This is a genomic window from Neobacillus drentensis NBRC 102427, assembly GCF_001591445.1.
Taxonomy (GTDB): Bacteria; Bacillota; Bacilli; order Bacillales; family Cytobacillaceae; genus Neobacillus; species Neobacillus drentensis.
Window position 1 is genome coordinate 26,996 of the sequence record NZ_BCUX01000021.1, and the last position, 26,691, is coordinate 53,686.

At 36.7% G+C, this 26,691-nt stretch carries 25 protein-coding genes; 11 read left to right on the top strand and 14 right to left on the bottom strand.

Annotated features, from left to right (window positions below; genetic code table 11):
- Positions 1-106: 106 nt before the first annotated feature.
- Both BDR01S_RS11790 and BDR01S_RS11795 read right to left on the bottom strand, forming a co-directional pair.
- Positions 107-406 (bottom strand): hypothetical protein, encoded by a 300-nt coding sequence (locus BDR01S_RS11790; RefSeq protein ID WP_066251849.1) that lies wholly within the window; start codon positions 404-406, stop codon positions 107-109.
- Between the two features lie 97 nt (positions 407-503).
- A complete protein-coding gene (locus BDR01S_RS11795; RefSeq protein WP_472459903.1) occupies positions 504-773 on the bottom strand; it encodes a CGCGG family putative rSAM-modified RiPP protein in 270 nt (89 codons plus the stop codon).
- Positions 774-1,050: 277 nt separating this feature from the next.
- Between BDR01S_RS11795 and BDR01S_RS11800 the strand changes: the two genes are divergently transcribed.
- Positions 1,051-1,362: a HesB/YadR/YfhF family protein gene (locus BDR01S_RS11800; RefSeq protein WP_066251843.1), complete on the top strand. Its 312-nt coding sequence runs from the start codon at positions 1,051-1,053 to the stop codon at positions 1,360-1,362.
- Positions 1,363-1,434: 72 nt separating this feature from the next.
- Here the strand turns inward: BDR01S_RS11800 and BDR01S_RS11805 are convergent, their stop codons facing one another.
- Entirely contained in the window at positions 1,435-1,965 is a 531-nt protein-coding gene (locus tag BDR01S_RS11805; protein ID WP_066251840.1) for a hypothetical protein, read from the bottom strand.
- Between the two features lie 282 nt (positions 1,966-2,247).
- On the opposite strand from BDR01S_RS11805, the gene atpB reads away from it, so the two are divergent.
- Genes atpB through BDR01S_RS11820 form a run of 3 tightly spaced genes read left to right on the top strand, consistent with a single transcriptional unit; the run spans position 2,248 to position 4,360 of the window.
- Positions 2,248-2,961, top strand: coding sequence for a F0F1 ATP synthase subunit A (atpB, locus tag BDR01S_RS11810; protein ID WP_066259777.1), 714 nt, complete (start codon positions 2,248-2,250; stop codon positions 2,959-2,961).
- 24 nt (positions 2,962-2,985) lie between these two features.
- A complete protein-coding gene (locus BDR01S_RS11815; RefSeq protein ID WP_066251838.1) occupies positions 2,986-3,381 on the top strand; it encodes a F0F1 ATP synthase subunit B in 396 nt (131 codons plus the stop codon).
- A gap of 4 nt (positions 3,382-3,385) precedes the next feature.
- Positions 3,386-4,360 carry an AtpZ/AtpI family protein gene (locus BDR01S_RS11820; RefSeq protein ID WP_066251836.1) on the top strand — a complete coding sequence of 325 codons (975 nt, stop codon included), beginning with the start codon at positions 3,386-3,388 and terminating at the stop codon, positions 4,358-4,360.
- A 23-nt stretch (positions 4,361-4,383) separates the two neighbouring features.
- On the opposite strand, the gene BDR01S_RS11825 is transcribed toward BDR01S_RS11820, so the two are convergent.
- Positions 4,384-6,285: an APC family permease gene (locus BDR01S_RS11825; protein ID WP_066363174.1), complete on the bottom strand. Its 1,902-nt coding sequence runs from the start codon at positions 6,283-6,285 to the stop codon at positions 4,384-4,386.
- Between the two features lie 236 nt (positions 6,286-6,521).
- Between BDR01S_RS11825 and BDR01S_RS11830 the strand changes: the two genes are divergently transcribed.
- Both BDR01S_RS11830 and BDR01S_RS11835 read left to right on the top strand, forming a co-directional pair.
- Positions 6,522-7,778, top strand: a complete 1,257-nt coding sequence (locus BDR01S_RS11830; protein ID WP_066251833.1) for a DUF445 domain-containing protein — start codon at positions 6,522-6,524, stop codon at positions 7,776-7,778.
- A gap of 148 nt (positions 7,779-7,926) precedes the next feature.
- A complete protein-coding gene (locus BDR01S_RS11835) occupies positions 7,927-8,292 on the top strand; it encodes a cytochrome-c oxidase (RefSeq protein WP_066251830.1) in 366 nt (121 codons plus the stop codon).
- Between the two features lie 74 nt (positions 8,293-8,366).
- Here BDR01S_RS11835 and BDR01S_RS11840 read toward each other — a convergent pair whose 3' ends face one another.
- Positions 8,367-9,146, bottom strand: a complete 780-nt coding sequence (locus tag BDR01S_RS11840) for a 5'-nucleotidase, lipoprotein e(P4) family (protein WP_066259774.1) — start codon at positions 9,144-9,146, stop codon at positions 8,367-8,369.
- 188 nt (positions 9,147-9,334) lie between these two features.
- Here BDR01S_RS11840 and BDR01S_RS11845 point away from each other — a divergent pair, with 188 nt between their 5' ends.
- Together BDR01S_RS11845 and BDR01S_RS11850 are read left to right on the top strand one after the other, a co-directional pair.
- Positions 9,335-9,967 carry a TetR/AcrR family transcriptional regulator gene (locus BDR01S_RS11845; protein WP_066251826.1) on the top strand — a complete coding sequence of 211 codons (633 nt, stop codon included), beginning with the start codon at positions 9,335-9,337 and terminating at the stop codon, positions 9,965-9,967.
- A gap of 57 nt (positions 9,968-10,024) precedes the next feature.
- A complete protein-coding gene (locus BDR01S_RS11850; protein WP_066251823.1) occupies positions 10,025-12,259 on the top strand; it encodes an MMPL family transporter in 2,235 nt (744 codons plus the stop codon).
- A gap of 53 nt (positions 12,260-12,312) precedes the next feature.
- On the opposite strand, the gene alaP is transcribed toward BDR01S_RS11850, so the two are convergent.
- Positions 12,313-13,713 (bottom strand): alanine permease AlaP, encoded by a 1,401-nt coding sequence (alaP, locus tag BDR01S_RS11855; RefSeq protein ID WP_066251820.1) that lies wholly within the window; start codon positions 13,711-13,713, stop codon positions 12,313-12,315.
- A 329-nt stretch (positions 13,714-14,042) separates the two neighbouring features.
- Between alaP and BDR01S_RS11860 the strand changes: the two genes are divergently transcribed.
- From BDR01S_RS11860 to alr, 3 genes are all read left to right on the top strand, one after another.
- Entirely contained in the window at positions 14,043-15,281 is a 1,239-nt protein-coding gene (locus tag BDR01S_RS11860) for a PucR family transcriptional regulator (RefSeq protein ID WP_066251817.1), read from the top strand.
- A gap of 129 nt (positions 15,282-15,410) precedes the next feature.
- Positions 15,411-16,544, top strand: coding sequence for an alanine dehydrogenase (ald, locus tag BDR01S_RS11865; RefSeq protein ID WP_066251814.1), 1,134 nt, complete (start codon positions 15,411-15,413; stop codon positions 16,542-16,544).
- A 59-nt stretch (positions 16,545-16,603) separates the two neighbouring features.
- A complete protein-coding gene (gene alr / locus BDR01S_RS11870) occupies positions 16,604-17,788 on the top strand; it encodes an alanine racemase (protein ID WP_066251811.1) in 1,185 nt (394 codons plus the stop codon).
- A gap of 32 nt (positions 17,789-17,820) precedes the next feature.
- On the opposite strand, the gene BDR01S_RS11875 is transcribed toward alr, so the two are convergent.
- The 8 genes from BDR01S_RS11875 to BDR01S_RS11910 form a co-directional block, all read right to left on the bottom strand.
- Entirely contained in the window at positions 17,821-19,155 is a 1,335-nt protein-coding gene (locus tag BDR01S_RS11875) for a UDP-glucose dehydrogenase family protein (RefSeq protein ID WP_066251808.1), read from the bottom strand.
- A 50-nt stretch (positions 19,156-19,205) separates the two neighbouring features.
- Positions 19,206-20,669: a glycosyltransferase family protein gene (locus BDR01S_RS11880; RefSeq protein WP_066251806.1), complete on the bottom strand. Its 1,464-nt coding sequence runs from the start codon at positions 20,667-20,669 to the stop codon at positions 19,206-19,208.
- Positions 20,670-20,738: 69 nt separating this feature from the next.
- Positions 20,739-21,662, bottom strand: coding sequence for an FTR1 family iron permease (locus BDR01S_RS11885; protein ID WP_066251803.1), 924 nt, complete (start codon positions 21,660-21,662; stop codon positions 20,739-20,741).
- Positions 21,663-21,693: 31 nt separating this feature from the next.
- Positions 21,694-22,452: a hypothetical protein gene (locus BDR01S_RS11890; protein WP_066251802.1), complete on the bottom strand. Its 759-nt coding sequence runs from the start codon at positions 22,450-22,452 to the stop codon at positions 21,694-21,696.
- 93 nt (positions 22,453-22,545) lie between these two features.
- A complete protein-coding gene (locus BDR01S_RS11895; protein ID WP_066251799.1) occupies positions 22,546-23,325 on the bottom strand; it encodes a glycosyltransferase family 2 protein in 780 nt (259 codons plus the stop codon).
- 3 nt (positions 23,326-23,328) lie between these two features.
- Entirely contained in the window at positions 23,329-24,777 is a 1,449-nt protein-coding gene (locus BDR01S_RS11900) for an alkaline phosphatase family protein (RefSeq protein ID WP_066251796.1), read from the bottom strand.
- Positions 24,774-25,724 carry a lysylphosphatidylglycerol synthase transmembrane domain-containing protein gene (locus tag BDR01S_RS11905; protein WP_066251794.1) on the bottom strand — a complete coding sequence of 317 codons (951 nt, stop codon included), beginning with the start codon at positions 25,722-25,724 and terminating at the stop codon, positions 24,774-24,776. Before BDR01S_RS11905 ends, BDR01S_RS11900 begins: the two co-directional genes overlap by 4 nt.
- Entirely contained in the window at positions 25,705-26,661 is a 957-nt protein-coding gene (locus BDR01S_RS11910; protein WP_066251790.1) for an NAD-dependent epimerase/dehydratase family protein, read from the bottom strand. Before BDR01S_RS11910 ends, BDR01S_RS11905 begins: the two co-directional genes overlap by 20 nt.
- Between the last annotated feature and the right edge of the window lie 30 nt (positions 26,662-26,691).

Sequence of the window (26,691 nt, forward strand, 5' to 3'; positions counted from 1 at the left end):
TTCTAAAAACAGATCGATTTTCGGTCTGTTTTTTTTGTAGAGAAAAATAAATAGGTAAAAAAGACCAGATTATCTTTATCTGATCTTTTTTACCTATTTCGAGGAATTAATCTTTTGTTTTAATAATTATTATTTCCTCTTCAACTTTTGCGATTTTAACTAAATGCGAATCAAGACGTCGGTTCATATGCTGTATTTCACCTTTGTGAGAATCCTCAATCCGTTGAAGTGAATCTTTAATATCGGAAAGGTCGATTTGGTTTACTTCTACACGGTGTTCAATGCTATCCATTTTTTCCAGCCTGGATAATCTTTTTTCAATATTATCTAACGTTTCATTAAATGTCTGAATTAAACTTTTAATATCATTGTCATATTCTGTTAACTTATCGAACTCCTTCACCATTTGAAAAACCCCCTTTTTGCTTGCTTTTATCTTAACATTATTTTCACTATATATATGTTACAATATCAGCAACATCTGATCCGATCGGAAAGAATCACTAACTTTTCCAAACTCTTAATACATATCCTCCACATCCACACTGATCAATGAATTTAATCTTAACCTTTTCAGGATACAGTTCCTCAATTAACGGCTGAAGATAGTCAACAGGATTTCCAAACGTTTCAGCTGTTACCCGATTTACAAAACACCCCTTTTTCGTTTCTTCCACCGCCAGTAGTGCATCTTTAATAATCAGGTCAATATTTAGTTCGTATTCATCATGCTCTAAATCCTTCGTCCAATCTTTATCCATATAATCCTCCATAATAGAAATATTTATTATTTATATTTATTAAAACCGTTTTTGAAAAATATGCAGTGATTCAATGCATAAAAGTGAACGTTTTAAGGAAAAAATTTGAACATTTTATAAAATTATAATATTTGATGACAGCCCGTGAATAATGTCACATGCAAAACTTCTTAAAAGTTATACTCTTCCAATATAGAGAAATGGTAAATAGGAATTATCTAGCTGTAATCTTAACACCCGTTTCTTACTTATGAATCATTACCTAAAAGGAAAAGGTTGGTGCATTTAGATGTTCATTTCAATCGACGAAAGAGCTGCCTCATGGTTCACAAGAGAATTCGAATTTAATAAGCCTTTTAGTATTCGGATGTTTCCTCAATATGCGGGTTTTGGAAATAAGCACAAAGGATATAGTCTTGCCCTTTCAGCTGAAAAACCTGCCAATGTTGGTTATACAAATGTTGTAAATGGAATTACCTTCTTTGTCGAAGTTAATGATGTTTGGTTTTTCGAAGATACAGAAACTTACTTAACGATCGATAATGACTCAGAAGAACTATTGGTCCAATATAATGAACTTGCAAGTGCTGCCGTATCTTAAAATCAATCTAACTAAATTAAAGTATAAAAAAACAAGCCAACAATATATATTTGGCTTGTTTTTTAAGTTTCATTAGTTTACTTGCTTACCAAGGCTTGGCGCTAGTAATTTTTCACTTTCAAATACTTTCCCAAGTTTTTCTTCAGCTTGTGTTAAGCTAGCTGATGCTGCATCAAGGTTAGGAACATCTTTTTTCAATTCATCAGCTTTGATTTGGTAAGAAATTGCATAATCCTTAATAGCTGACTCGAGGTCTGCTTTTTTATCCTTTAAGGCCGCAGGCACTTGATAATTATTTAATTCCGCAGCAACAGCTGCTGCTGATTCACTCGCTTTAGCGCGATCTTTAGCAGTTGGCAATTCCTCAGGCTTTGCATCTTCCTTTGTAGCCTTTGCTACATAAGCATTTAAATCTGTATCTTTAGCATTAATTTTATCTCCAAGATCCATATAAAATTTAACTAATTCCTTTTTTATATCCACTTTCGGTGCTGCTTCTTCCTTATTTTCCTTTTTATCTGTTTTTGTTTCATTATTACTGGAACATGCAGTTAGACCAATTGCCAAAGCTAGTGAAAATAATAACACAAAAAACTTTTTCATTTTTTAATCCCCCTAATGTCTATTCAATTAACCTTGTATATTTTACAACAAAAATTTAGGCGAGAAAAGTATAAAAGTTTTATAAAGTATTTTTAACATTTCCCATTAAAAAACTTACATATCTTTCCAATACTGCTAAGATAATTATTCAGAAAATTAGGAATAAATTGTGAACTGTATTACAATATTGAAAGTTTTTGTTATAATAAACATGACATATTTCCTATGCTTAAGGTCGTGATTTCTCTCTTTTCCTAAAATAAAAGAAAGGGGTTGGACATCATCGAACACTCAAGACCGCAAGTAGTTTGGTTTAATTTAACATTTGACTTATCGATAATCCTAACAAGTACAATTGTCGCAATCATTGTCTTCCTCATAGCCTTCTTAACTACCAGAAATCCCAGCGCAAACACACCAAAAAAATGGCAAAATTTTATGGAATGGATTATGGAGTTTGTAAAAAATATTATGAACGATTCCTTGATTGTTTCAGGCAATCTCTTCATCCTGTCAACCGGTGTAACATTATTAATGTATTTATTTATTTCCAACCTTTTAGGCATCCCCTTTTCAATTGAAACAGCTGAACTCCATCCGGTTTCTTGGTGGCGATCTCCCACAGCTGATGCACATGTTACCTTGACCCTTGCCATTATGATTATTGTTTATACACATTTCATTGATATCCGATTACACGGTTTCAAACACTTTTTCCTGAGTTTTTTCAAACCCTTTAAATTCTTATTTCCTATTAACGCTGTCGAACAACTTGCCACAACGTTAACTTTGGGACTACGCCTATTCGGAAATATCTATGCTGGTGAAGTATTACTGGCTCTCTTAGCTAGTTCTGTCTCCCAAGGATTTGTCGTCGCAGCCCTTGCAACTGTTCCAATGTTGCTTTGGCAGGCATTCTGCATTTTTATAGGTGCCATCCAAGCTTATATCTTCGTTACACTAACAATGGTTTATATTGCTCACAGGTTAACATAATAGTTTTGAAGGAGTTGAGTTGTTTTGGGTGATCTTACTTTATTCGGTCTGCCAATTTCATTAGGGACGATGATTTACCAAGCAAGTATTTTTACTGTTTTAGTATTAATTTTAAAAAAGCTTGTGTTTAAAAAACTAGTAAATATTTTAGATACACGAAAACAACACATCGAAAATCAGTTACAATTAACAGAAAAGTATAAACTTGATGCAGCCCGGAACCTTGACAAAAGTGAGGACACCCTTAAGCAAGCAAGACATGATGCTAGAGAAATATTAAAACATAGTGAAAACGAAGCAACATTAATAATTAATGATGCTAGAGAAAAGGCCAAACAAATATTAAAAGACGCAAATGAAGAAGCATATCATAGACGTAAACGGTTCATTGCAAAGGCAGATCAAATTAAGGGGGTCTAAAACCATGAAACATAAGTTTACAATATCCTTGAACAAAGTAACTGAGAACTTAGAATTAGGATTTGAAGAAAAATGGATTTATGTTCATTATAAAAAAGGAGCAATTGAAAAAACTGCTTGCCTATTAAAAAATGATAACAAATCAGAGGAAGAGTATCTTGATGCCTTTTTTGAAGATAATCAGGTGTCCGAAGAAATGAAAAAGGAGGTTAAGAATTTTTTAAAAAGTGGAATAGGTCACAAAGATGAACATTGGAATGAATTCACCAATTTTCTTATTAAGGCGCTCTCATTAAATATGGTCTTCGGAATTACAATCGCACTATGTGTTTTTGGTGGTTACAGGCTGGGTGCATTATTAGATAATCGCTATGGTATTTATCCTACTTTTACATTAATAGGAATATTTTTTGGAATCGGCATTGGTGCAATAACTGTTTATTCAATGGTTCAAAAGTACTTTAAAACATCTATTCAAAAAGGAAAAGGTGTTAAAAAATCTTTAAATAGAGAACAGGAGAATGACAAGAGTTACCCTATTATTGATGTTACGATTGATGAAGTTCGTAAGGCGATTAGAGCCTTTTCCGATAATTTACCAAAAGGTGTTTATCGGACGATTCTTGTTCAAGATGATAATTGTATTGACTTTAATCAACTTGTTCCACATCTTGGTGGGATTCCATCCAAAAAGTTCTATATGTCTAAAGAAACGTACGATTTATTTGAGGAAAATGAAAAACAAATACCCTTAGAAATGGATATCGTTCAGAAAGCTGTTGATTTGTTTGTAAAAGAGCATAATGAATTTCCTATGTTAAAATTCGACCCAATTCACAAGGTGAATTATTTTCAGTTAATGCAAGAGCAATATCTTAAAAAAGAACCTAAAATACAATTCTATATTACCGACCTTGATGGATTGATTACACATATAAAACCTCGGAAGAAAAAAATGGGAAACACCTCTCAAAGCTGAGAGGTGTTTTAACATATTAAATTCTATTTCCCTAAATGAAATGGGACTGTGGTTACCGCAATATCCTTATGGCGTAAGAACCAAACCCGTAGCATTAATGCGCTATGGTTATGTAATAGATGATGCCACCATTTAATCGGGATGAATTGGGGTATTAATATATGAATCAATTTTTCTTCATGACTTTCCTCAACAACTTTTATTAATCTGGATAAAGGTTCAAGGAGGGACCGGTATTTGCTTTTAAGGCAAATCAGCCTACATGGACTCCCCCATTCCATCCACCTGTGCTCCATTGTTTTTATCGCCTCATCGTCGAATCCTACATAGACTGCAATGACATCTGAATTTAGACTTTTTGCAAATGACAAGGTATTGTTTACTACTTTGTGTACTCCTGATATAAGAACAATCGATAATACATTTTTTGCTATTGGAATGGTTCCCGGATTAAGCTTTAGCTCATATGCTATTTCCTCATAATGTCGGTGAATTGCTAATGAAAAGAAAATAAAAACTGGTAATACCATTAACACAATCCAAGCTCCCCCCATAAACTTCGTCACCGCAAAAATTATCGCAACCGCAGTGGTAATGACTGCACCAACTATGTTTACAGAGAGCTTCAAATGCCAGTGATTCCCCTTTACCTTCAGCCATCTTCTTATCAAACCAAATTGTGCGATGGTAAACGATAGAAATACTCCAATTGCATATAATGGTATGAGAGCATTTGTATGGGCATTGAAAATAATAATCAGTAAACAAGCAAATGAGGCTAAAACAATTATTCCATTTGAGTACCCTAGACGATCCCCTCTATTTAATAAGCCCCTAGGTAAAAATCCGTCAGCCGCCACAATTGCCGCAAGCTGTGAAAATCCTGTGAAAGTGGAGTTCGCAGCAAGAATTAACACAATAAATGTAAACCAAATGATTATCTGATAAATGATTCCATCCCCAAAATAAGTACTTGTTAATTGTGATAACATCGTATTATGAGGATTCACGGAGATTCCATTAATAAATATATGGACGGAAAACCCAAGTAAGGTGATTGCAGTAATGACACCCAGAGCTATGTAGGATTTTATCGCATTCTTTTTCTGAGGTTCACGAAAAACAGGGACAGCATTAGAAATAGTCTCAATACCTGTTAGGGCAGAACATGCTGAGCTGAATGCCTTGAGGGTTAATAGAATCGATAAATCCTGCGGAAACGTGCCAATCACTGGTGTTGAACCTTTAATAAATCCATATTTAAATTCATCAATAAAACCTGCCATGATAACTACTATCATACAAATCATAAAACCGATTGTTGGCCAAGCTAATACTCTTGCAGATTCAGCTACTCCACGTAAATTGATGATAACTAGAAGTGTTACACAAAGAATTGCTAGTACCGTTTCATATGGAGCCAAAATATGATAGGCCGAAACTAATGCTTCCATTGCAGCAGAAATAGAAACCGCAACAGTCAAAATATAATCTATTAATAATGAACTCGAGGCAACTAATGAGATCCAAATCGGTTTGAAATTATCCTTAGCAATCGCATAGGCCCCTCCGCCATTAGGATAGGCCAAGATTCCCATAATATATGATAAAATTAATATTCCTAATAAAAAAATAGTAGCCAATGTAATGGGGATAATAAGCCATTTCGCTTCTTGTCCAAGCGAGGCCAGTTCAGTTAATCCTGATTCCGGACCGTAAGAAACAGACGAATACAAATCCGCAGATAAAATTGGCAATGCAATAAACCACAATAACTTTGTATGTTTGCTTTGTAATTCAGCTGTTCGCATCGGACGGCCAATTAAGATTTTTTTTGCGCTCTTTAGGTCGTGGATTGCATACCAAATGAACATTATTGCCGCAACACCTAAAACCCATTCGAGTACTTTCACCCAATGGACCATAAAAAGGACTCCTTTCTATTCCTCCCCTATAATTGAAAACTATTTATTTAGAATATTATCTAATAAAATCAACCCAATTCCACTGTAACTTTGTGAAACTTTTATGTTATTTTTTTCCTTTTTGACTAAGTATTCAGCAAAAAATCCATTATTAAGTATTTTTTTTTGCTTTTTTTTCAACAAAATTGAGATAATAGCAATAGACAATAATATTCTCTAAAGACGAGGGGTTCATGATGTTAAATCGTAAAAATAAAACACAGCATTTAGCGACTATTTTTCTTGCTGTGATGGGAATCGGCTTTCTAGCCACTATTCCGATACAGGATACTTTCTGGGGGAGGGTCCTGCTTGGAGGATTTGAAGCTGGGCTTGTAGGAGGACTGGCTGATTGGTTTGCGGTAACAGCTCTATTTCGTCACCCACTAGGTATTCCTATCCCACATACTGCTCTGCTGCCAAAAAATCGAAGCAGAATCATTGCCGGAATAATCTCGATGTTAGAAAATGATTGGCTCACAAAAGAAAGTATTCATAAAAAAATTAACAACATTAAATTTACTGAAAAACTATTTGAGATAATCTATAAAGAATTACCTTCATCAGCCGTAGAAAAGAATTTCATCATGATTTCTAAACACTTAATCACGATTTTTGATTTAAAAAGATTCGCTCCATTATTAGAAGAAGAACTAAAATCTAGAATAGATGCTCTAGATAGTAAGAATTATCTCCCTATGCTGATGGCTCAGGTTGCCATTAGAAAATATGATGAAAAAGCTCTTGATTACATACTTAAAGAAATTGATGACTGGGCAAGTAAAGAGAGCACAAAGTATAAGTTAGGCGGATTAGCTGTCGATGCAGTGGAAAATATCAAAGCGGATGGGTTTATGCAATTTGCTTTAAAATCATTTAGCAACCTCGTAAATGAAGAAAAATTGGGTAATATTATCCAAAGCTTAATTTTAAAAGGTGTAGATAGCTATCGAGACCCCTTGAACCAGAATAGGCAAGGCTTATTGACTCATATCCAAAATAAGCTTCAATCGATTAAAAGTGATGAAAAGATTCATGAAGAAATAAATAATTTAAAATCTCAGCTAGTCGAAAAATGGGAACTGCAAGAGCAAATTTCCGAATTATTAGGCCAGATTCAGCAAAAAGCTTTTGACTTTGTTGAAAAACCCTCCTTTTATGAAGATTATCTCCTTCCTTTAATTAAAAAGGGCTTAGAAGGAATCGAGTCAAATCCGGAGAAAGTGATTCTTATAGAAACTTGGATTAAGGATCATATCTTTAGTTTTATTGATAAAAATCATTCGAAAATAGGATTGCTTGTAAAAGAAAATTTAGAAAAACTAGATGATAAAACACTTATCGAAATGGTTGAAACAAACGTTGGAAAAGACCTGCAATGGATTCGTGTCAATGGGGCTGTGTGTGGTTTTTTAATCGGGATTGTATTAGTTGGTATTAAAGCCTTTTTTTAGATCTTACTGAAAAAGCTACCCTTAGAGGGTAGCTTTTTTGAATATGAATTTCTAACTTGTCCTCTTGAACCCAAAGTTATTTTTCAGAGTCTTCCTGCATAATTAGTACTGTAGTCATAATTTTTAAAGTAAAAAGGGAGGCTGGAAAATGGGAATAAGGTTGATTAAAATTTCTGTTGTGTATTTTGTTATTGGGGTTTGCATGGGTATGTATATGTCAATGACGCATAGTTTCGACTTCACTCCTGTACATGCCCATATTAATTTATTAGGTTGGCTTACTTTGGCTGTTGCTGGTCTCATTTATGTTGCTTTTCCAAACGCAGCAGAAACAACACTCGCTAAGGTTCACTTCTGGATTCATAATATTTCTCTACCCATTATGATGATAGGACTCGCATTTTATGTTTCCGGGACGGAAAGTGCAGAGCCCGCGATAGCTACTGGCGGTACATTATTGGTCTTAGGTATCATTGTCTATGCAATTAATATCCTAAAAAATGTTAAGAGTTAAATTGCACTTTTAGTCTTTTCATATATTCATCAAAACTTGTCCAAACAAAAGACGCCAGTGGCGTCTTTTTATTTCTACCGATATATTTCTAAGAATTTCTTTCTTAGTTTGGCTTTTTCTTCATCAGTTTTCCTGTAATCGAAATTATAAATAGCCCCTTCCCAATCTCCATACATTGGGTTTGGAAATAGAATAAACTTTTTACCGAATTCCTCCTGATACTTGTCCACTGCTTGATTTCTTCCCGAGACCGATAAGCCCTCAAACCCCCTAAAATCTCCAAGATTATCTCCAAAAAACAGAAGGATATCATGTGTTCTTGCTACTTGCTCGCGGCGCTCTTCTTTCCCTTTTTCACCAGGCTGCAGTAATAATACGTGAGCTGCATCTGCTTGTGGTGCACTCACTTTCTGCAGATTTCTTATTGTTATGTCTTTTTGTGATTCATAACGATTAGAAATATAATAAATTGCCACCCCCAATGAATTTGCGTAATGTAAAAATTCAATTGCCCCGGGAAGTGGCTTTGCTTCAGCTCTATTGAACCATTCATCCCATTTAAAAGGAAGCCTTTTCCCTGCAACCACATACCAAGCTTGATGTGGGCTATTATTTAAAATCGTCTCATCGATATCGAGGACAATTGCCGGCTTTAAGCTTTCCTTTCCCCTTTCTTTACTCAAAATTTGGTCTAATCTCATTTTACCAATATTATAGCCTTGATAATATAACCCCTTTGCTTCCCCGGCGCTTTGAAACCAAAGGACAGACATCGTATTCTGCTCAGACAAGTTAGCTGTTGTTTCTGCCTTTGGGTGAACATTCTGAAAGGATATTGTAAAAAAAATAAGCATGATCAGGACAGTAATTCTCCTCGCGAACAAAACACATACCCCCTTAAATTAATAAACTTAGTATGTGAAATTAGTAAAGATCTCAAACCATCTTTTGGTTATGTTTCTTTTTACTTTACTTCTTTTCGTTGATTCGATATATTTTACTTATCATCCGATAAGTAAAATAATAGAAAGGATTTTATTCAATGGTAAAAGCAGATAAGCAAATAGAAGCTGCGAGTTACAAAGAAACATACCAAACAATTATTAATACGGCTCAGCGTTTGTTCATGGAGTTAGGATATCGGGCAGTATCTACCAGACAAATTGCACAATTTTGCGGTGTTACACAGCCTGCTATTTATCATTATTTTAAAAACAAACAAACTCTTTATGTAGCTGTTATTCAGCAAACTCTCCATCATACTGAATCAGACCTAAAAGCAATCTTAGGCAAATTTCCCACCTTTCAAGAAAGGCTAACTCAAATCGCAATCTATATGATGATTCATTTTGAAATGGATCTGGAACAAATGTTTCATGATATATCACATGAATTAGGCCCTGATAACCAACAACTCATTCATCAAAGGTGGATTGAAAGTTTTTTTATGCCGATTGTAACTATGATTAATGATGGAATCTTAAATGAAGAAATTAAAAATCTAGAATCGCTTAATACAAACTCTACCGAGCTAGCTTATTTAATTTTAAATGTAATTAAAGCAAATCTACAAACTGAGATTACCGAAGCATTAACCCAAGAAGAACGGAAGATAATAGCTGAGAAAAAAGCCAAATTAATGGTTGCAATTTTTATTAATGGAATAAGAGGATAATCTTTTTTTGTCCACGACTTATCAATTGATAAGTAAATAAGATTGGAGTTGAACAACATGAAGAATAAATGGTTAAAAATATATGGCAACACTGTAAGCGGAAAGAAAGGCAGATGGGTTGTTATTTTTACATGGTTATTATTTGCTGCCGTTTTAAATATGACCCTACCACAAGCAAATACCCAAAAGAATGAGATGGCCGCTAATTTAGAATCAACTTCTCCATCACAGCAAGCAAAAAAAGTAGCAGACATGGAATTCCCGGCAACTTCTGGCATTCCTGCCTTGTTAACCTGGTATAAATCAACTGGATTGACAAATGAAGACCTTTCACTCATTCAAAAATATTCAATGGAATTAGATAAAAATCCCGTAAGCTCCCAGGATTCCGTCGTGCCATTTTATCAATTCCCGCTTCCCGTTCTTAAGCAACAACTTTCACAGGATGGCACTACGTTAATTTTACCTGTTACTTTTAAAAAGGGTACAGACAAGGAGATTGTCGCAGACGGATTATCAGCATTTAAAGAAAAAGCCGAGTCCATTTTCCCACAAAATCCAAATAAAGCAAAAATTGCTGATAAGGATAAATTATTATTAAGAATCACTGGACCAGCCGGTATATCAACAGATGCAACTGCCTTATTTAGTCAAGGGGACCTTTCCTTATTGTTTGGCACGGTAGCAATCGTTCTTATCCTATTATTATTAATATATCGCTCTCCTATTTTAGCTTTGATCCCATTGTTAGGCGTAGGAATTGCCTACGGTGTTATTAATCCAATCCTTGGGGGAATCGCAAAGGCTGGCTGGATTGAGTTTGACTCACAGGCCCTTTCGATTATGACTGTACTTCTCTTCGGAGCGGGAACGGATTATTGCTTATTCCTAATCTCTCAGTTTAGAAATCATTTATTGGAAGAGAAAGATAAGTTAATTGCCATGAAGCTTTCTCTCAAAGGCGCATCAGGTGCGATTGCGATGAGTGGTCTAACTGTCGTATTTTCGTTATTAATGCTATTACTATCCAAATACGGTGCGATTCACCGCTTTGCCATTCCATTTAGTCTTTCTATTCTCATTATGATGTTGGCAAGTCTAACACTAATTCCCGCACTTCTAAGTATTATTGGGAGAGCCTCCTTTTATCCGTTTCTGCCACGGACACGGGAAATGCAGGAGGAACGGGCCCAAAAGAAAGGGAAAACCTTACTTCCTCCAAAAAATAAACAGGGGATTGGTTTTCGGCTAGGAAACCTTATTGTTAAAAAACCAATCCATCTGATGGTATTCACGTTATTATTTTTAGGTATTTTTGCCTTTTTCTCAGCCAAAATCGTCTATACCTATGATACTTTGTCTGCTTTTCCAAAAGATATGCCATCTAGAGAGGGCTTCAATATCATTTCAGAACACTTTAATCCTGGCGAACTTGCACCTGTGCAAGTCATCGTTCAAACCGATGGGAAAACAAACACGGTAAAGAATGATTTAGGCAAACTTACTTATGTAGATCTTGTTTCAGAGGGAAAACAAGGTGCCAAAAATATAAATATTATTAGCTATAATGTTGAGATGAATATTAACCCTTATTCCAATAAAGCAATGGCTCATATACCGGAACTTCGCAAAACAGTGAAAAACAGCTTAAAAAGTGCCGGCATTACTAATGCTTCTCAAAAGGTTTGGATTGGGGGCCTAACGGCTGAACAATACGATACTGAGCAAACAACCAATCAGGATAGCAAAATCATCATCCCGATTGTCCTTAGTATCATTGCAGTTTTATTGCTTGTATATCTTCGTTCAATTACAGCAACTGCCTATTTAATTGGAACAGTTTTATTATCATACTTTAGTGCACTTGGACTTGGCTGGGTTCTCCTTCATTATATTTTCGGGGTTGAGGCAATCCAAGGATTTATTCCGCTTTATGCCTTTGTATTTATTGTTGCATTAGGTGAAGACTATAATATCTTTATGATTTCAAGCATTTGGAAAAAAAGCAAGCGGCTGCCACTATTTCAAGCAATTAAAGAAGGAGTAGCTGAATCTGGGTCGGTTATTACTTCAGCTGGACTGATTCTTGCCGGAACCTTTGCCATATTAACCACCTTGCCAATTCAAGTACTTGTTCATTTTGGAACGATTACTGCTATCGGTGTGTTATTAGATACCTTCATCGTCCGCCCATTACTTGTACCATCGATTACAGTCTTACTCGGGAAATGGGCCTTCTGGCCTTCCAAAAAGCATTTTGCGGATGGAGAACGTACTACAGCAAATGAATAATACCAACGAAAAAGCAGTGGGCCCCCCCACTGCTTTTTCTTCTAGATATTTATTTAACTAACACGTTCTTCCGCGTTATTTTGGACTGTACCTCGTTTATGGAATCCTTTTGCATAATAAACTGTAACCAAGAAAACCAGGAATAAAGGTCCAATGACTAACGCAATCCTTGTATCTGGATTATAAGCCATTAGTCCAATGACAAAAGCTAAGAAGGCTAATGAAATATAAGAAGTTAAAGGAAAAAGCGGCATCTTATATTTCAGCACTTTTACCTCGGTCGGTTTTAAGGATTTACGATAGCTAATTTGCGATAAGAGAATGATTCCCCACGTCCAGATTGCTCCAAAGGTTGCAATGCTCGTGACCCATGTAAAAACTTTTGCAGGAACAATATAATTTAAGACAACACCGATCAATAACGCACCAGCAGAAGCTACAACTGCTCCCCCTGGAACACCGCTTTTTGTTACTTTTGCAAAATTCTGTGGTGCCTCACCGTGTTGTGCAAGGTTAAATAACATCCGTGCCGTACTAAAAATACCACTGTTACAGGATGAAAGTGCTGCTGTTAGCACGACGAAGTTAATAATACCTGCTGCTCCCGGTATTCCAATTTGTTCAAAAGTAAGTACAAATGGGCTTCCTTTTGTACCAATTTCCTGCCATGGATAGATGGACATAATAACGAATAAAGCCCCCACGTAAAAAATAAGAATACGCCAGAAAACAGAATCTATTGCTCTTGCAAGTGATTTTTCAGGATTTTTAACCTCTCCTGCTGTAACCCCAATCATTTCAATTCCCAGGTATGCAAACATGACCATTTGTAAAGATAATAAAACGCCTTTCATTCCATTAGGGAATAGCCCGCCATGTTCCCATAAATTCTTAATTCCTGTAGCGATACCACCGTTCCCAAAGCCAAAGAAAATCATGCCAATACCGATAGCAATCATCGCAACAATTGTTACAATTTTAATTAGCGCAAACCAAAACTCTAATTCACCATATGCTTTTACAGCAAGGAAATTGACTGTTGCCATAATCACAAGTGCTGATAGTGCCCAGATCCAACGGGGAACATCGGGATACCAATACTCCATGTAAATTCCTACAGCTGTAATCTCAGCCATACAGGTTACAACCCATAAAAACCAATAATTCCAGCCTGTTATGTACCCAGCAAGTGGTCCTAAATAATCACGTGCGTATTTACTAAAAGAACCTGATACTGGTTTTTGAATCGCCATTTCTCCGAGCGCTCGCATAATAAAAAACATAATTAGTCCGGCAATTGCATATCCAATCAAAATACCTGGTCCTGCCATTTTAATGGCTGTTGCAGAACCAAGAAATAGTCCCACCCCGATGGCTGCCCCTAAAGACATCAAGGTGATATGCCTTTCTTCTAAACCTCGATGCAACTCTTTCCCATGAGTGTTTTTACTCATATAAATCCCCCTTTATGAATAAACTTCAACATCTCTCATCCCAATGAAATAATTTCGTCACTCTATTAATATAGCAATGTTAGTCTTCACTTTTAAGCTTTTTAATACTAATTCCTCCTTTTTACCCAATGATAACGCTTTCAAATGGGGAGTTATTAAAATATTTACCCTTTTAGGACTAATCGAAATCATTTTAACATTATTATATATGAATTATTTTGTTAAAATACATGAAATTATTTTATATTTTTTGTAAAATTAAACAAAGACAATTTTTACCTTAATAACAATATCAACGAGCTTTATATATTAACCTGGGGGTAATCATTTTGAATACTAGACTACATGATCCATTTAAGACAGCCTTTGATAGCTTAGATGAATTTGCCGACCTTATTAGTCAGGTACTAATGTGCCCAATTACCATTGAGGATGCCAACCACCGTCTGCTTGCCTATAGTACACATGATGAACGTACCGATCCTGCACGAATTTCTACCATCATTGGCCGCCGGGTACCGGAAAAAGTCATTAATCAGTTATGGAAAGAAGGAACGATTCCTGCTTTACTTAAGACCCAAGACCCAATACGTGTTAAAAACATGAATGATATCGGACTTAATCATAGAGTTGCTATCTCAATTTGGAAACAAGATGAAGTGATTGGATTTATTTGGGCTATCGAAATTGATAAATTATTAACTGAAGAAGATTTCATCCTGTTAAAGAAAGCAGCCGATGCGGCTAAAAATAAACTATTGCAGCTGCAGACGCGGAAAAATAAAAAAGAAGAACGTTCACAAGAATTTTTTTGGAAACTATTAACGGGCCATTTAAAAACAACAGAAGAGATTGTTGACCACTTCCATTCTTTGCAGATAACACCGCCAGCTTCATTTGCGGTTCTTGTTTTTCAGTTTCAGGAAAACATTTCGAATAAAGTAGAGCAATCCATCTCTTATCTTTTAAAAACAAATCAAAGGATAAAAATTACTCTCTACACAATTGACTGTAATCAGTTAATTCTATTAGTATCAGCAACAAATCTTGAGAGCCCTTTCAATGATCTTGATCAGTTTGCAAAATACTTTGTCTTACAAATGAGGGAAAGGTATGGAATTAAGGGAATTAAACCTGGTTATAGCAGTATTTTTGAGGACCATCAAAAAACCAACAAAGCCTATAAGGAATCACTTTCGGTTTTATCAATTAAAGAAAAATTCCCTTTGGACACAAACGATATTTTTAATTATCAAAAACTTGGAATCTATCAAATTTTAGATATGATTTTAGAAAAAAGACAAACCGATGCCTATGAAAATTATTCCTTGAAACGACTGCATGAATATGACGAAAAACACAACAGCAATTTAATTGAAACATTGGAGGTTTTTTTAAATAAAGATAACAACATTAATGACGCCGCTAAAGAATTAAATGTTCATGCGAACACATTAAATTATCGTCTTAAACGAATCACCGAAATTGGTGAGGTGAATTTCAAGGATCCCAATCAAAAAATGGTTCTCTACCTAGATTTAAAGCTCGAAAAATATCAGCGGATCTGAACGTTTTGTGAAAATCTCCAAAAAGAATGAAAATCTTTCTCTTTTCTAAACAAAGAAATTCTCTGGCAAACATTCTATACTTTAGCCATAGCAAAACACTTTAATGTAACTAGGGGAGGAAATAAGATTATGTTTATAGGTGTACCTAAAGAAATTAAGAATAATGAAAACCGTGTAGCACTAACTCCGGCAGGTGTTGTTTCATTTCTAACGGCTGGTCACTCTGTGTTAGTGGAAAAGGACGCTGGAATTGGAAGCGGTTTCACTAATGAAGATTATGCTAAAGCTGGTGCTGAGATTGTAGATAGCGCTGAACAGGTATGGACACGAGCAGATATGATTATGAAGGTGAAAGAGCCTCTTTCAAGTGAATATAAATACTTCCGCCAAGGGTTAATTTTATTTACTTACTTACACTTAGCTGCAGAGCCGGAGTTAGCAGAAGCTCTTAAAGATAAAGGTGTTATCGCAGTTGCTTATGAAACAGTTGCTGTAAACAGAACTCTTCCATTGCTTACTCCAATGAGTGAAGTTGCCGGTCGTATGGCTGCCCAAATTGGAGCGCAGTTCTTACAAAAAAATAATGGTGGTCTTGGAATTCTCCTTGCCGGTGTTCCAGGAGTTAACCGCGGAAAAGTTACCATTGTCGGTGGTGGAATTGTTGGTACCAATGCAGCTAAAATGGCGATTGGTTTAGGTGCAGACGTGACAATTATTGACCTAAGCGCAGACCGTCTCCGTCAGTTAGACGATATTTTTGGAAACCAAATTAAAACATTAATGTCCAATCCTTTCAATATTGCTGAAGCAGTGGCAGAAGCCGATCTTCTCATTGGTGCCGTTCTAATCCCAGGTGCAAAGGCTCCGAAGCTAATTTCAGAAGAAATGGTGAAATCAATGAAACCTGGTTCAGTGATCGTCGATGTTGCGATTGACCAAGGTGGAATTGTGGAAACAATCGACCATGTAACCACACATGACAATCCAACATTTATTAAACATGGTGTTGTACACTATTCTGTTGCAAATATGCCTGGGGCTGTTCCAAGAACTTCAACTATGGCACTAACGAATGTTACCGTTCCATATGCATTGCAAATTGCAAATAAAGGGGTTTACAAAGCCATTTCTGAAAATGCTGCATTATATCTTGGCGTTAACGTGGCCAACGGAGAAATCACTTATGAAGCAGTAGCAAAAGATCTTGGATATAACTATGTAACAGTAGAAAAGGCATTAGAAAAAGAACTTGCAACTTTATAGTTGCTCTCTTCCCCTCAAGAAAGCTTGAGGGGATTTTTGATTATGGGGGATGGTAAACATTGAATCAATTAGGTTACCGCGATACATGGGCAGAAATTTCACTAGATCATATTAAAAATAATTATCTTCAGTTTAGGCAGTTTGTTCAGCCTCAAGCAAAAATCATGGCAGTGGTTAAAGCGGATGGATACGGGCACGGGGCATTTGAAATTGCCAAAACAGTGTTGGAGGCTGGGGCAAATTACTTAGCGGTGGCCCTTTTAGATGAGGCAATTGAACTTAGATTGTCAGGGATAACCCACCCTATACTTGTACTCGGGTATACTCCGACACGCTCGGTTAGGGCCGCAATTATAGAGAATATTTCATTAACCGTCTTTGATCATGAAGTATTAGATGAAATCATTTTTCAATCGGAGCGTTTACGCAAAAAGGCTATTATTCATTTAAAAATTGATACTGGTATGTCCAGGATAGGTGTTTCTACCCCTAATGATGCATTGATTCTTGCGAAAAAGGCTTCTAACGCAGCACATGTATATCTTGAGGGGATTTTTACGCATTTTGCCAATGCTGATGATAAAAATAGTGCACCCACTTATTCACAGTTTAAAAAATTCCAAGCAATTGCGGAGTATTTGGAGGATCATTGCGTTTATATTCCAATCAAGCATTGCTGCAACAGTGCCGCAACAATGAAATTTCCAGATATGCATCTTGACATGGTTCGCATTGGAGTTGCCTTGTATGGTTTATATCCGGATGCTTTGTTAAAAAACCACTCCATTAAGCTTCAGCAGGCGATGAACTTCAAAACGAAAATTGCAGCGATAAAAAAAGTGGCAGCTTCGCAGGCAATCAGCTACGGGTGGACTTGGAAGCCGGAAAGAGAAAGTCTGATCGCCACCCTTCCGCTTGGGTATGCTGACGGCCTTTCCCGCCTCCTATCAAACCGCGGGAAGGTATTAATCCATGGGCACAAATCGGCTATTGCCGGAAGGGTGTGCATGGATCAAACAATGATTGATATTACGGATATACAGAATTGTTCTGTTGGTGATGTAGTTACCATATTTGGAGAAAGCCGCTCTTCATTTCAGTCCGTGGACCAAATTGCCCATTTAATGGGCACCATCAATTATGAGGTTGTTTGTTTAATTGGGAAAAGAGTTCCCCGAGTGTATGAAAACTACAGTGAAAGTATCAAACTTCCTGGAAAATTGCAAAGTAACTTGTTTACATAAAAACAAAGGCAGCTATCTAGGTAGCTGCCTTCCTATCGTCGCACCGAAATTATTTCTCCAATCACATTAGGTCTGCCCATTGAATAGTATTCAACTGGAAATTTTTTAATAGCTTCTAATTGAAAGCAATTTCTCCCGTCAAAGATAACGGGTTCTTTCATTATCTCATGGAAGAGATTTAACGGAACATTTTTAATTTCTTCCCACTCAGTTACAATAAACGTAAGGTCAGCATTCATTAGAGCTTGTTCAACCGTTTCTGCATATGAAATTAGCTCTCCTAATACCTTTTTTGCATTTGGAATTGATACAGGGTCATAGGCAATTACTGTCGCCCCTTCATGAACTAGATGCCTTGCTAGCTTAATCGAAACGGCTTCCCTGATATCGTCTGTATTAGGTTTAAATGAAAGGCCCAGTAATGCAACTTTTTTTCCATGTAAACTTTGAAATCGGTTTAGGGCCTTTTCCACTAGTTTAAGTTCCTGTCTTTTATTAACTTCAATAACCTCCTCAATGAGGTTAAAGGCTTCTCCTGCATCATTCCCCATTTGAACGAGTGCGTGGGTATCTTTCGGCAGGCATGAGCCGCCAAATCCTAATCCAGCCCTAAGAAATGCTGAACCGATCCTAGAATCCATCCCCATTCCAAATGATACGTCTTCAATATTTGCGCCCATCTGTTCACAAATACTTGCAAGTGCATTCACGTAACTAATTTTTAAAGCTAAGAATGAATTTGATGCTACCTTTATTAACTCAGCACTATTCATATCCGTTTTAAAAATGGGAATACCAAACGGCTGATATAATTCTTCCAACAAATTTAGAGCTTCCTTACTATCAGATCCAATAATTATCCGATCCCCGTGAAAAGTATCATAAATCGCCGACCCCTGGCTAATAAATTCAGGATTAGCAACGACTTGAAATTTAAGACTTGTTTGTATTTCCGATTGAATCCAATTCTTAACTTTTGCATTTGTTCCCACTGGTACTGTACTTTTCGTAACGATAATAACGTTATTCCGCTTTAATGACCTGCCGATTTCTTTTGAAATCTGTTCAATATACTGTAAATCAAGAGTGCCGTTTTCATTTTGGGGCGTTCCTACTGTAATCATGATAACTTCAGCATCTTCAAAACCGACAGAGGGGCTAGTTGTAAACCGTAACCGCCCCTCCTCCATATTTTTCAACATTAGTTCGTTTAATCCCGGCTCATAAATTGGCGGATACCCATTGTTTAAAGTACTTACTTTATGTTGGTCCCGGTCTACGCAAATCACATCATGGCCGATGTCTGCTAAACAAACCCCTGTAACTAGTCCAACGTATCCTGTTCCAGCAATGGCTATTTTTTTCAATGAAAATTTTCCTTTCCATATTGAGTATTTCCTATTTATTACTACTCAGTTTATTTTACCGTCCATTTATATAAAATTATTTCATGATAAACCGGGTCAAAAAGCTCGTTGGAATGAAAAGTTGCTATCTTTTTGATTTTCCCATCTATTGAAATACCTTGTGACCTAAATCCTTGAATTACTTTATCAGTAAGTAGTACTGTCCTGCCTTGGAAATATTTCGCATCATACCGGAAATATTGATAGGTTTCTATCCTTTTGTGTGTGTATGGAACATCTAAATACTGAAGCACCCTCGTTTCTTCCCATGTGTAGAGTATAACAGGCACATTCATTTTTTGAATATATGCATTCATTTGATAAACAGCTGGAGGTTCTTTAGCTTCCGCCTTTAATAGGGTTACATTTTGATTTAGCTGATGGCCTAGGAGGAAAATACTGAGTCCCATTACTAAAAAAGGAATTCTTCCTGAAAAAAGATGTATACACAGGAAAAATATCAACAAGGCCGCTAGCGGGAGCGCATGCCTAGCTTTTTCTACATTTTGCGCCAATAGTGCCCAACCAAAATAACTGCTAAACAATAGATAGAAAAGGCTCATAAATGGCCATCTTTTTTTTGTTTTTTTGAACGCTCTGAAAAATATATAAATGAGAAAGGAAATATAAATGACAGCACTAAGCACAGATTCCGTTGCACTCCCCGTCCATAGGATATTCTTTGAGGAAAAAGTTATAAGTCTATCAACAAAACCAATATCAGCTGCATCTACCGTTCCTCCCCAATCACTGAAGTGACCACTGGTAAACGCCAAAGAAAGCTTAATAAAACCGATGATACTCCCCTCAGAAATGACAAGACCCATTACCCATATAGCTTGAAAGATGATCCCGGAGATTAAGTAAAATATTATCTCTTTGATTTTTAATCCATCTCTTTTTACTTTCCAATAAAACAGAACGATTATCCCGATAGCAAAGGGCATGTAGGAAAGGCGAATTCCTAGCATAAGACTCAAAAAACCTAATGGTAATAAGATTGCTCTTGAATTCTTTCTGTTTAAAGCAAAAAAAAGGCTCCATAAATACCACCAAAAAGCTGCTAGAGCTGCTCCTTCTGACATCGGCTGATTAACCATAATAACACTGTAGGTTGCTGAATAAATAAGTGCTGTAGATAAACTAGCAAATGATCTCTGTACGAATCTTCCGGACAACTTATATATGGGAAACACAGAACTAGCATAACAAAAGATATTAAAAATCGTTAATGACTTTGATGGGTCCATCACAAACATATGAATGAATTTTCCTCCTAAAATAAAAAACGGATATCCGGGGAAGTGCGGCTGCATAGCCATTAAATCATAGCGCTTAACGGCAAGTGCAAAATCCACCTGATCCCAAGAGGAGGTATATGGATTAATAAAATACAGTTGAGATATAAAAACAATAATTATAGCTGCAGCACTTATCACTATTAAAAAGGTATTTTTCAAATCTCTTTTGAACAATAACTATCCACCACCTGGTCTAGAGAAAAAGTACAAGGCCGCGGCCTTGTACTTTAAATGTTGAAAAATTTATTTCATTTGTGTCTTAAGAATTTTACTTGTCTCTGAATTCGTTTTATTAGTTACCTTTCTTCCTGCAGGTTTGGAAGAGGTTAACAATAATATTGCGACAAAGTATCCGATATAAGCCAGTACTTCTTCAATAGAGGGCATGGATGAATAGCCGAACAATGCTTTTAGAAATACTCCAATATCCCCAGATAATAGCGGAGCCGAACCAGTATCACGAAGATAATGTGTGTAATCAATCGGATGCTCCGGCAGGAACCATGTAAGATCATAAACATGTGGAAGAACACTGCCAATGATATTAAGGTCCTGCATCATTGAAATCGCTTGTACTAGTAGTCCTGCAGATATAAGAATAATAAATGCACCGGTCAACTTGAAGAAAGTGCTCAAAGGAATCCGCATCGTTCCTTTAAAGAACAAATATGAGACAATAATTGCTATGGCTACACCAGTAAGCGCGCCCCATCCCTGCATGGCTGCGCCGATGTTTCCACCGGTGATTGCGGCAAAAAAGAATACGGTTTCTACTCCTTCACGAAGGACGACTAAAAAAGAATGGATTACCATTCCCACTACATTCCCAGTGGATATAAACTTATTCATCTTCCCTTCCATGTTTCCTTTTAAATCACGGCTGTGACTAGCCATCCAGAAGACCATTTGGGTTAATAATACGGTCGAAACGAGCATAATGCCTATTTTCAAGTACATTTCGCTTCCCATTGCCGCAAATCCTGTAAAAACAATTTGAAAAAGGAGGGCTACCCCGACACTTGCCAAAACTGCCAAGCCCGCTCCTAACCAAACATATTTATTGTACTGCTTATGGTCCACTCTTTTTAGATAGGTAGTTATTATCCCAACAATCAATAATGCCTCTAACACTTCACGGAATGTGATTAATAGAGCCTGGATTTCCATAGCCGAGTCCCCTCCCCAATGGTGTTGTTACCTAATTTCTATTCCTTCTTCTGCGGATAACAATGATAATTACCGCTATTATTATCCCTGCAATTAATACAAGCGGTACCCAGTTTCGGATATTCGAAATATCCGTCCAGTCTTTTTTTTCAGTCCCGGATTCTATAGCACTCTCAGAAAAATGCCCAACTTCCAGGCTTTTTATGTTGAATTCAGTTTTTAATGAGTTTAGAATCTCGTCTTTATTTTTCTTAAATTCATCTAAATTCGCTTCTTTTTTCCCGACACCAAACAATCCCGGATTCCCTAATGCTTCAAGTGCCTGATCAAAATCCGCTCTGATTTTCTTATCATTCTCAGGTTTTTCAGCTTCCACTTTAGGTGACAACGCATCGTATGTAGCAAAGGCTTTAGCTAGGAGCCTTTTCGTTGTGTCATATTCAGCAAAGCCCTTTTCAATACTCTCTAGACGCCTGGCGATATTTAAAACCAGTAGTTTTTGCATATTGTTAATAGTAGCTTCCTTGTCCTTATCTTTTAGGTTGCTCAGAATTAGCTTAGCAGGCTCTAGGCCCATATGCATATCAATCTCTTCTTTAACAGTTTCAAAGTTTTTTTGGGCAGAATTGTAATTGGGAGGATTCTCATCAAGCTTCACTACCATTTCTTTGTAGACCTCAGCTACCTTCTCCTCATTCGGGTCACCATAGGAGTAGGCAAAAGCACTACTTAGAGGAGTGCTGTAAAAAATTAATGCAAAAGTAAAAAATAATCCAAAAAATCTTTTCATTAAGAATTTCCCTCCTACATGGATAATGATAATGATTATCATCCTCGCTGTCAATGCAAGGATTTAGAATTTCACTTATTTATCATATTTATCTTACTTATTAATCTCCCTTGCTTTCAAGAGGTGTAATTCCCTGTCTCTTTCACCAGTTATTTCCCTATTATCGATCACCCTTTTCACTGGCCTTCTCATTTCTTTTAAAATGGCAGGTAAGACCGATGTCATATAACTACGAAACTTGATAAATGATTCACCAGCTTTACGGACCTGATATCGAATTGGGATTTCTTTCATCCGAAAGCCTTTTCTGATGAGATTTAGTGTGACAACTTGTGCATAATTGTAATCATGGACAATTTCAGCTTCTTCCATCGCTTGTCTAGAAAAAGCTCTCATCCCAGACTGTCCGTCATAAATCCATTTTCTTAGCAAAAGAGCTTGAAGAAATGTAAAACAATAATTGCCGATTCTCCTGTTCCATTGCATTCCATCAATAGTTCCAAGGAAACGGGAACCCATTACATAATCAGCTGTTCCCATTAAGATGGGTGAGACAATATCAGGAATCTGCTCAGCAGGGTATTCATTATCGGCATCAATCATGACTCCAATATCAGCTCCATTTAGAACACAAAGCTCCAGCCCTTTGCGAACAGCCGCACCTAATCCCTGATTTTCAGCAAAGGTATGGACATAGTCTGCTCCAGCTTTCCAAGATTGCTCTACCGTTCGATCATTTGATCCATCATTTATGACCAGAACCTCTACCTTCACCTTTGGGTTGAAATCTCGCGGTATTTTTTGAATAACTTGGGCAATCGACTCTTCTTCATTAAAAGCTGGAAGAAAAACAATTACTTTTTGCTGCTCCATTGATTAAACATCCTTCCTTACTGCGTCTATTAATACTGGTCCACGGCTGTGACTAGGATATGGTGCCCCTAACAAATAGGAAATCGTTGAAGCGAGGGAAACTAAACTATGCTTTTCCTCCACACTTTTTCCTTGTTCAATGGCCGAACCATACATAAAAAACGGTACGAATCTTTCACCTTCATCGAGGTGGCCATGTCCGCCAATCCCATCTGCTTGACCATGGTCAGCACAAACAATAAACGTATAATTTTCAAGCTTACCTCTCGCTTTTAACCACTCGAAATATTCTTTAACTAAAGCGTCAGCCTCTTCAATTTTTTGGATATATTCGTCATATAATACTCCACGGCTATGTCCGGTTTGATCTGTGCTTATTAATTGCACAATTTGCAAATCGGGATCTTGTTCTTCCATGATATTTTTCGCACGATCAATAATTTTACGATCGACTACATTATTGTGCATTACCGCTGTAAATGTCTCTACGTCCTTTCCAAAGGAATCAACGAGATGGGCGACGGCTAATAATGAACCCTTTTTCCCTACTTTTCTTAAAGTGTCGAATACACTCTCAACTTTAATACCCTGCTTCCAAACCATATTCGACTTGATTCCATGTTCAAATGGGTAAGTCCCTGAAAACATTGATGAAAAACAAACAACGGTTCTTGCCGGATACACGGTTTCCATTCGAGTATAGTCTGTTCCATTTTTTCTCAAATAATCGAGAAATGGAGTGTTCGCTTCTTCAAAACGCTCTTTCCTCATTCCGTCAATGACCATAACAATAACTTTCTTATTTATTGCATCTGTCCGCTCTTCAACATTAGAAGTAAAGGAAGGGATAATCTTCGGCTTCCAATCGAACAGATTTTTATGGAGAATCCAAGCAAATAATAGGATCGCTAAATAAAAGAAAACGATGACTCCTATTTCACTGCCCGACCAGGTTTGCTTCTCAATTGTCAAATTCCAAAGTGATAATAACAAAAGAAACTTAGGCAGTTGTTCTTGGGCATTCCCACTTGTGGAATCACTATTTTTTAAAACGAGCTTCCAGAACCGGGTAAAATTCAGCCATGAGGTACCAATTCGCAAATGATAATAAAATGTACCCCAAAAAAAGACTGTAAAAAAGAAATATAAACCGATGCCGGTAAAAAGCAAACTAAGATTCACATGATCCCAAATGATAAGATAGGCTGTAAATGGGATCCATAAATAATTCCTAAGAAATAACGGAAAATCGTAGAGATAGTAAATAATTAATAGAGGTAAGATGGCTAATAACCCTAAGAGTAGACCTAAACTAGAAGAAGGGGACCCCAACTTAGATAGGGAATAAATCAGCATGGTACCAATTGTAAATATTGGAGTAAACGGCTTCCCTTCATTTAGAAGGTTCCAACACCTCGCCGCCACTTTTTCAAAAGAAGATGCTTTTTTCATTTTTGTCTTCCTCTCATTCTTAGAAACACATTTATTTGTTTAAAATTTAATGCAGGTGAAAGAATCAATAGCAGAAAACCAACGAAATAGGAAAAAATAAACTTATAGCTATGGCTAATAAGAGCAACCATATATCCATCCTTTGTTGGAAAACCAAAGCTTGTTAAAGCCGCGGTCATGACTGATTCGTATGTAGATATTCCCCCGGGTGTTATTTGAAATACTTGCCCGCCGACAGTAATAGAATTGACCCAAATGGCTTTATAAATAGAAAGACCATCGCCTAACGAAGCTGTTACTCCCCACAATACAGCGCCTTCCAAAGCCCAGCTTAATCCAATTAATAAAAAAATATAAACAAAATTCCAGCCTTTAAAGTTTGTTCTTAATAATAAGATATGCTTTTCCACAAAGAGTGGACAATATTTAAAAACTATAAATCCCCCTATTAGACTGCTTAAACCTAAAAAAAGTAAAACTCCTAAAGACAAGTGGAAGATGAACATTTTGGAAAAGGCAACCAGTCCGATAATGGAAAATAATATCAGGAACAACATATCAAGTAATCTGAGCACAACTACAGAATGGGCAGAAATATCAGGCGTTATGTTTTTTTCCTTCCACGACAACACCCCGACCCTAACCGCATCCCCAACCTTGATAGGAGTAATATGATTTACGAAAAGACTTAAGAGAATGCCTTGTAAACAGCTAATAAACTTGGCTTTCTTTCCTAGATATAATCTCCACGCCTCAGCTCTTAGCATAAATGAGGATAGATAGCTCACTGTAACAACGATGATAATTAACGGATGACTCAAGAAAAATTTTTTGAAACCATTTAAGAAGTTTTCAGCATGAAAATATCGCCAGGACAACAGGATAAAAATTCCTGCCAGGATGAATCCCATCGTTTTCACCAAACGTTTAACTGATTTCTGAAACATGCTTTTTGGCCCATTCTATCGTTTTAGCAAGTCCCTCTGAAAAAGATATGGATGGGGCGAATCCAAGCTGTTCATGTGCCTTCGTAATATCCGCCCATGTAGAATTAACATCCCCTTGGCGAAAGTCTCCTTGTTTTACCGTCACATCAGGAAAATGCTGCTTTAAATAGTCAACTAATTCTTCAATAAAAATCGGTTTACCAGACCCTATATTATAGGTTCCGACCCTTTCAGTTTGGTTAAAAGCACTTATGATCCCAGTTATACAATCATCAATATATGTATAGTCTCTAGCCGTTCTATTCCCAAACAAAGTAATTTCTTGGTTATTCAGCAAATTTTTAATAAACCCTGTAATAGCCATATCCGGTCTCCCCCACGGTCCATAAACCGTAAAAAAGCGCAGGATGGAAATTTTATAGTCAAATAATGAAGAGTAGGCATGGCAAAAGGATTCAGCCCCAAATTTAGCTGCTGCATAAGGAGATACCACATTTCCGGTTGCCATCTCTTCTTGAAGTGGAACGTTCTTTTGTTCTCCGTAAACCGATGAGGAAGAAGCAAAAATAAAATGTTTTACATTTGATTGACCCGCATATCGCAGTGCATTAATGGTGGCTTTAATATCGTAGTCAACATACTCATTCGGCGCAGCTATTGAATGTGATACACCGGGAATTGCCGCTAGGTGGATGACCATTTCCGGCTTGTAGGCAAGAAAGATTTCCTTTACTTCCGCTTCATCATTTAGAAGACTTTTTTGAAAGAAAGCGAACTCTCCTGCTTCACGTGCAAATTCCAGCTGTCGTTTTTTCCTAGCAACAGAATAGTAAGGATGCAGTTCATCGATGATTAAAACCTCATGGCCTTCCGTTAACAATTTCCTTGTAAGATGGGAGCCAATAAAACCTGCTCCTCCAGTAACAATTACTTTCAATTTATAACACCTCTAAACCTAGTTGGTCAT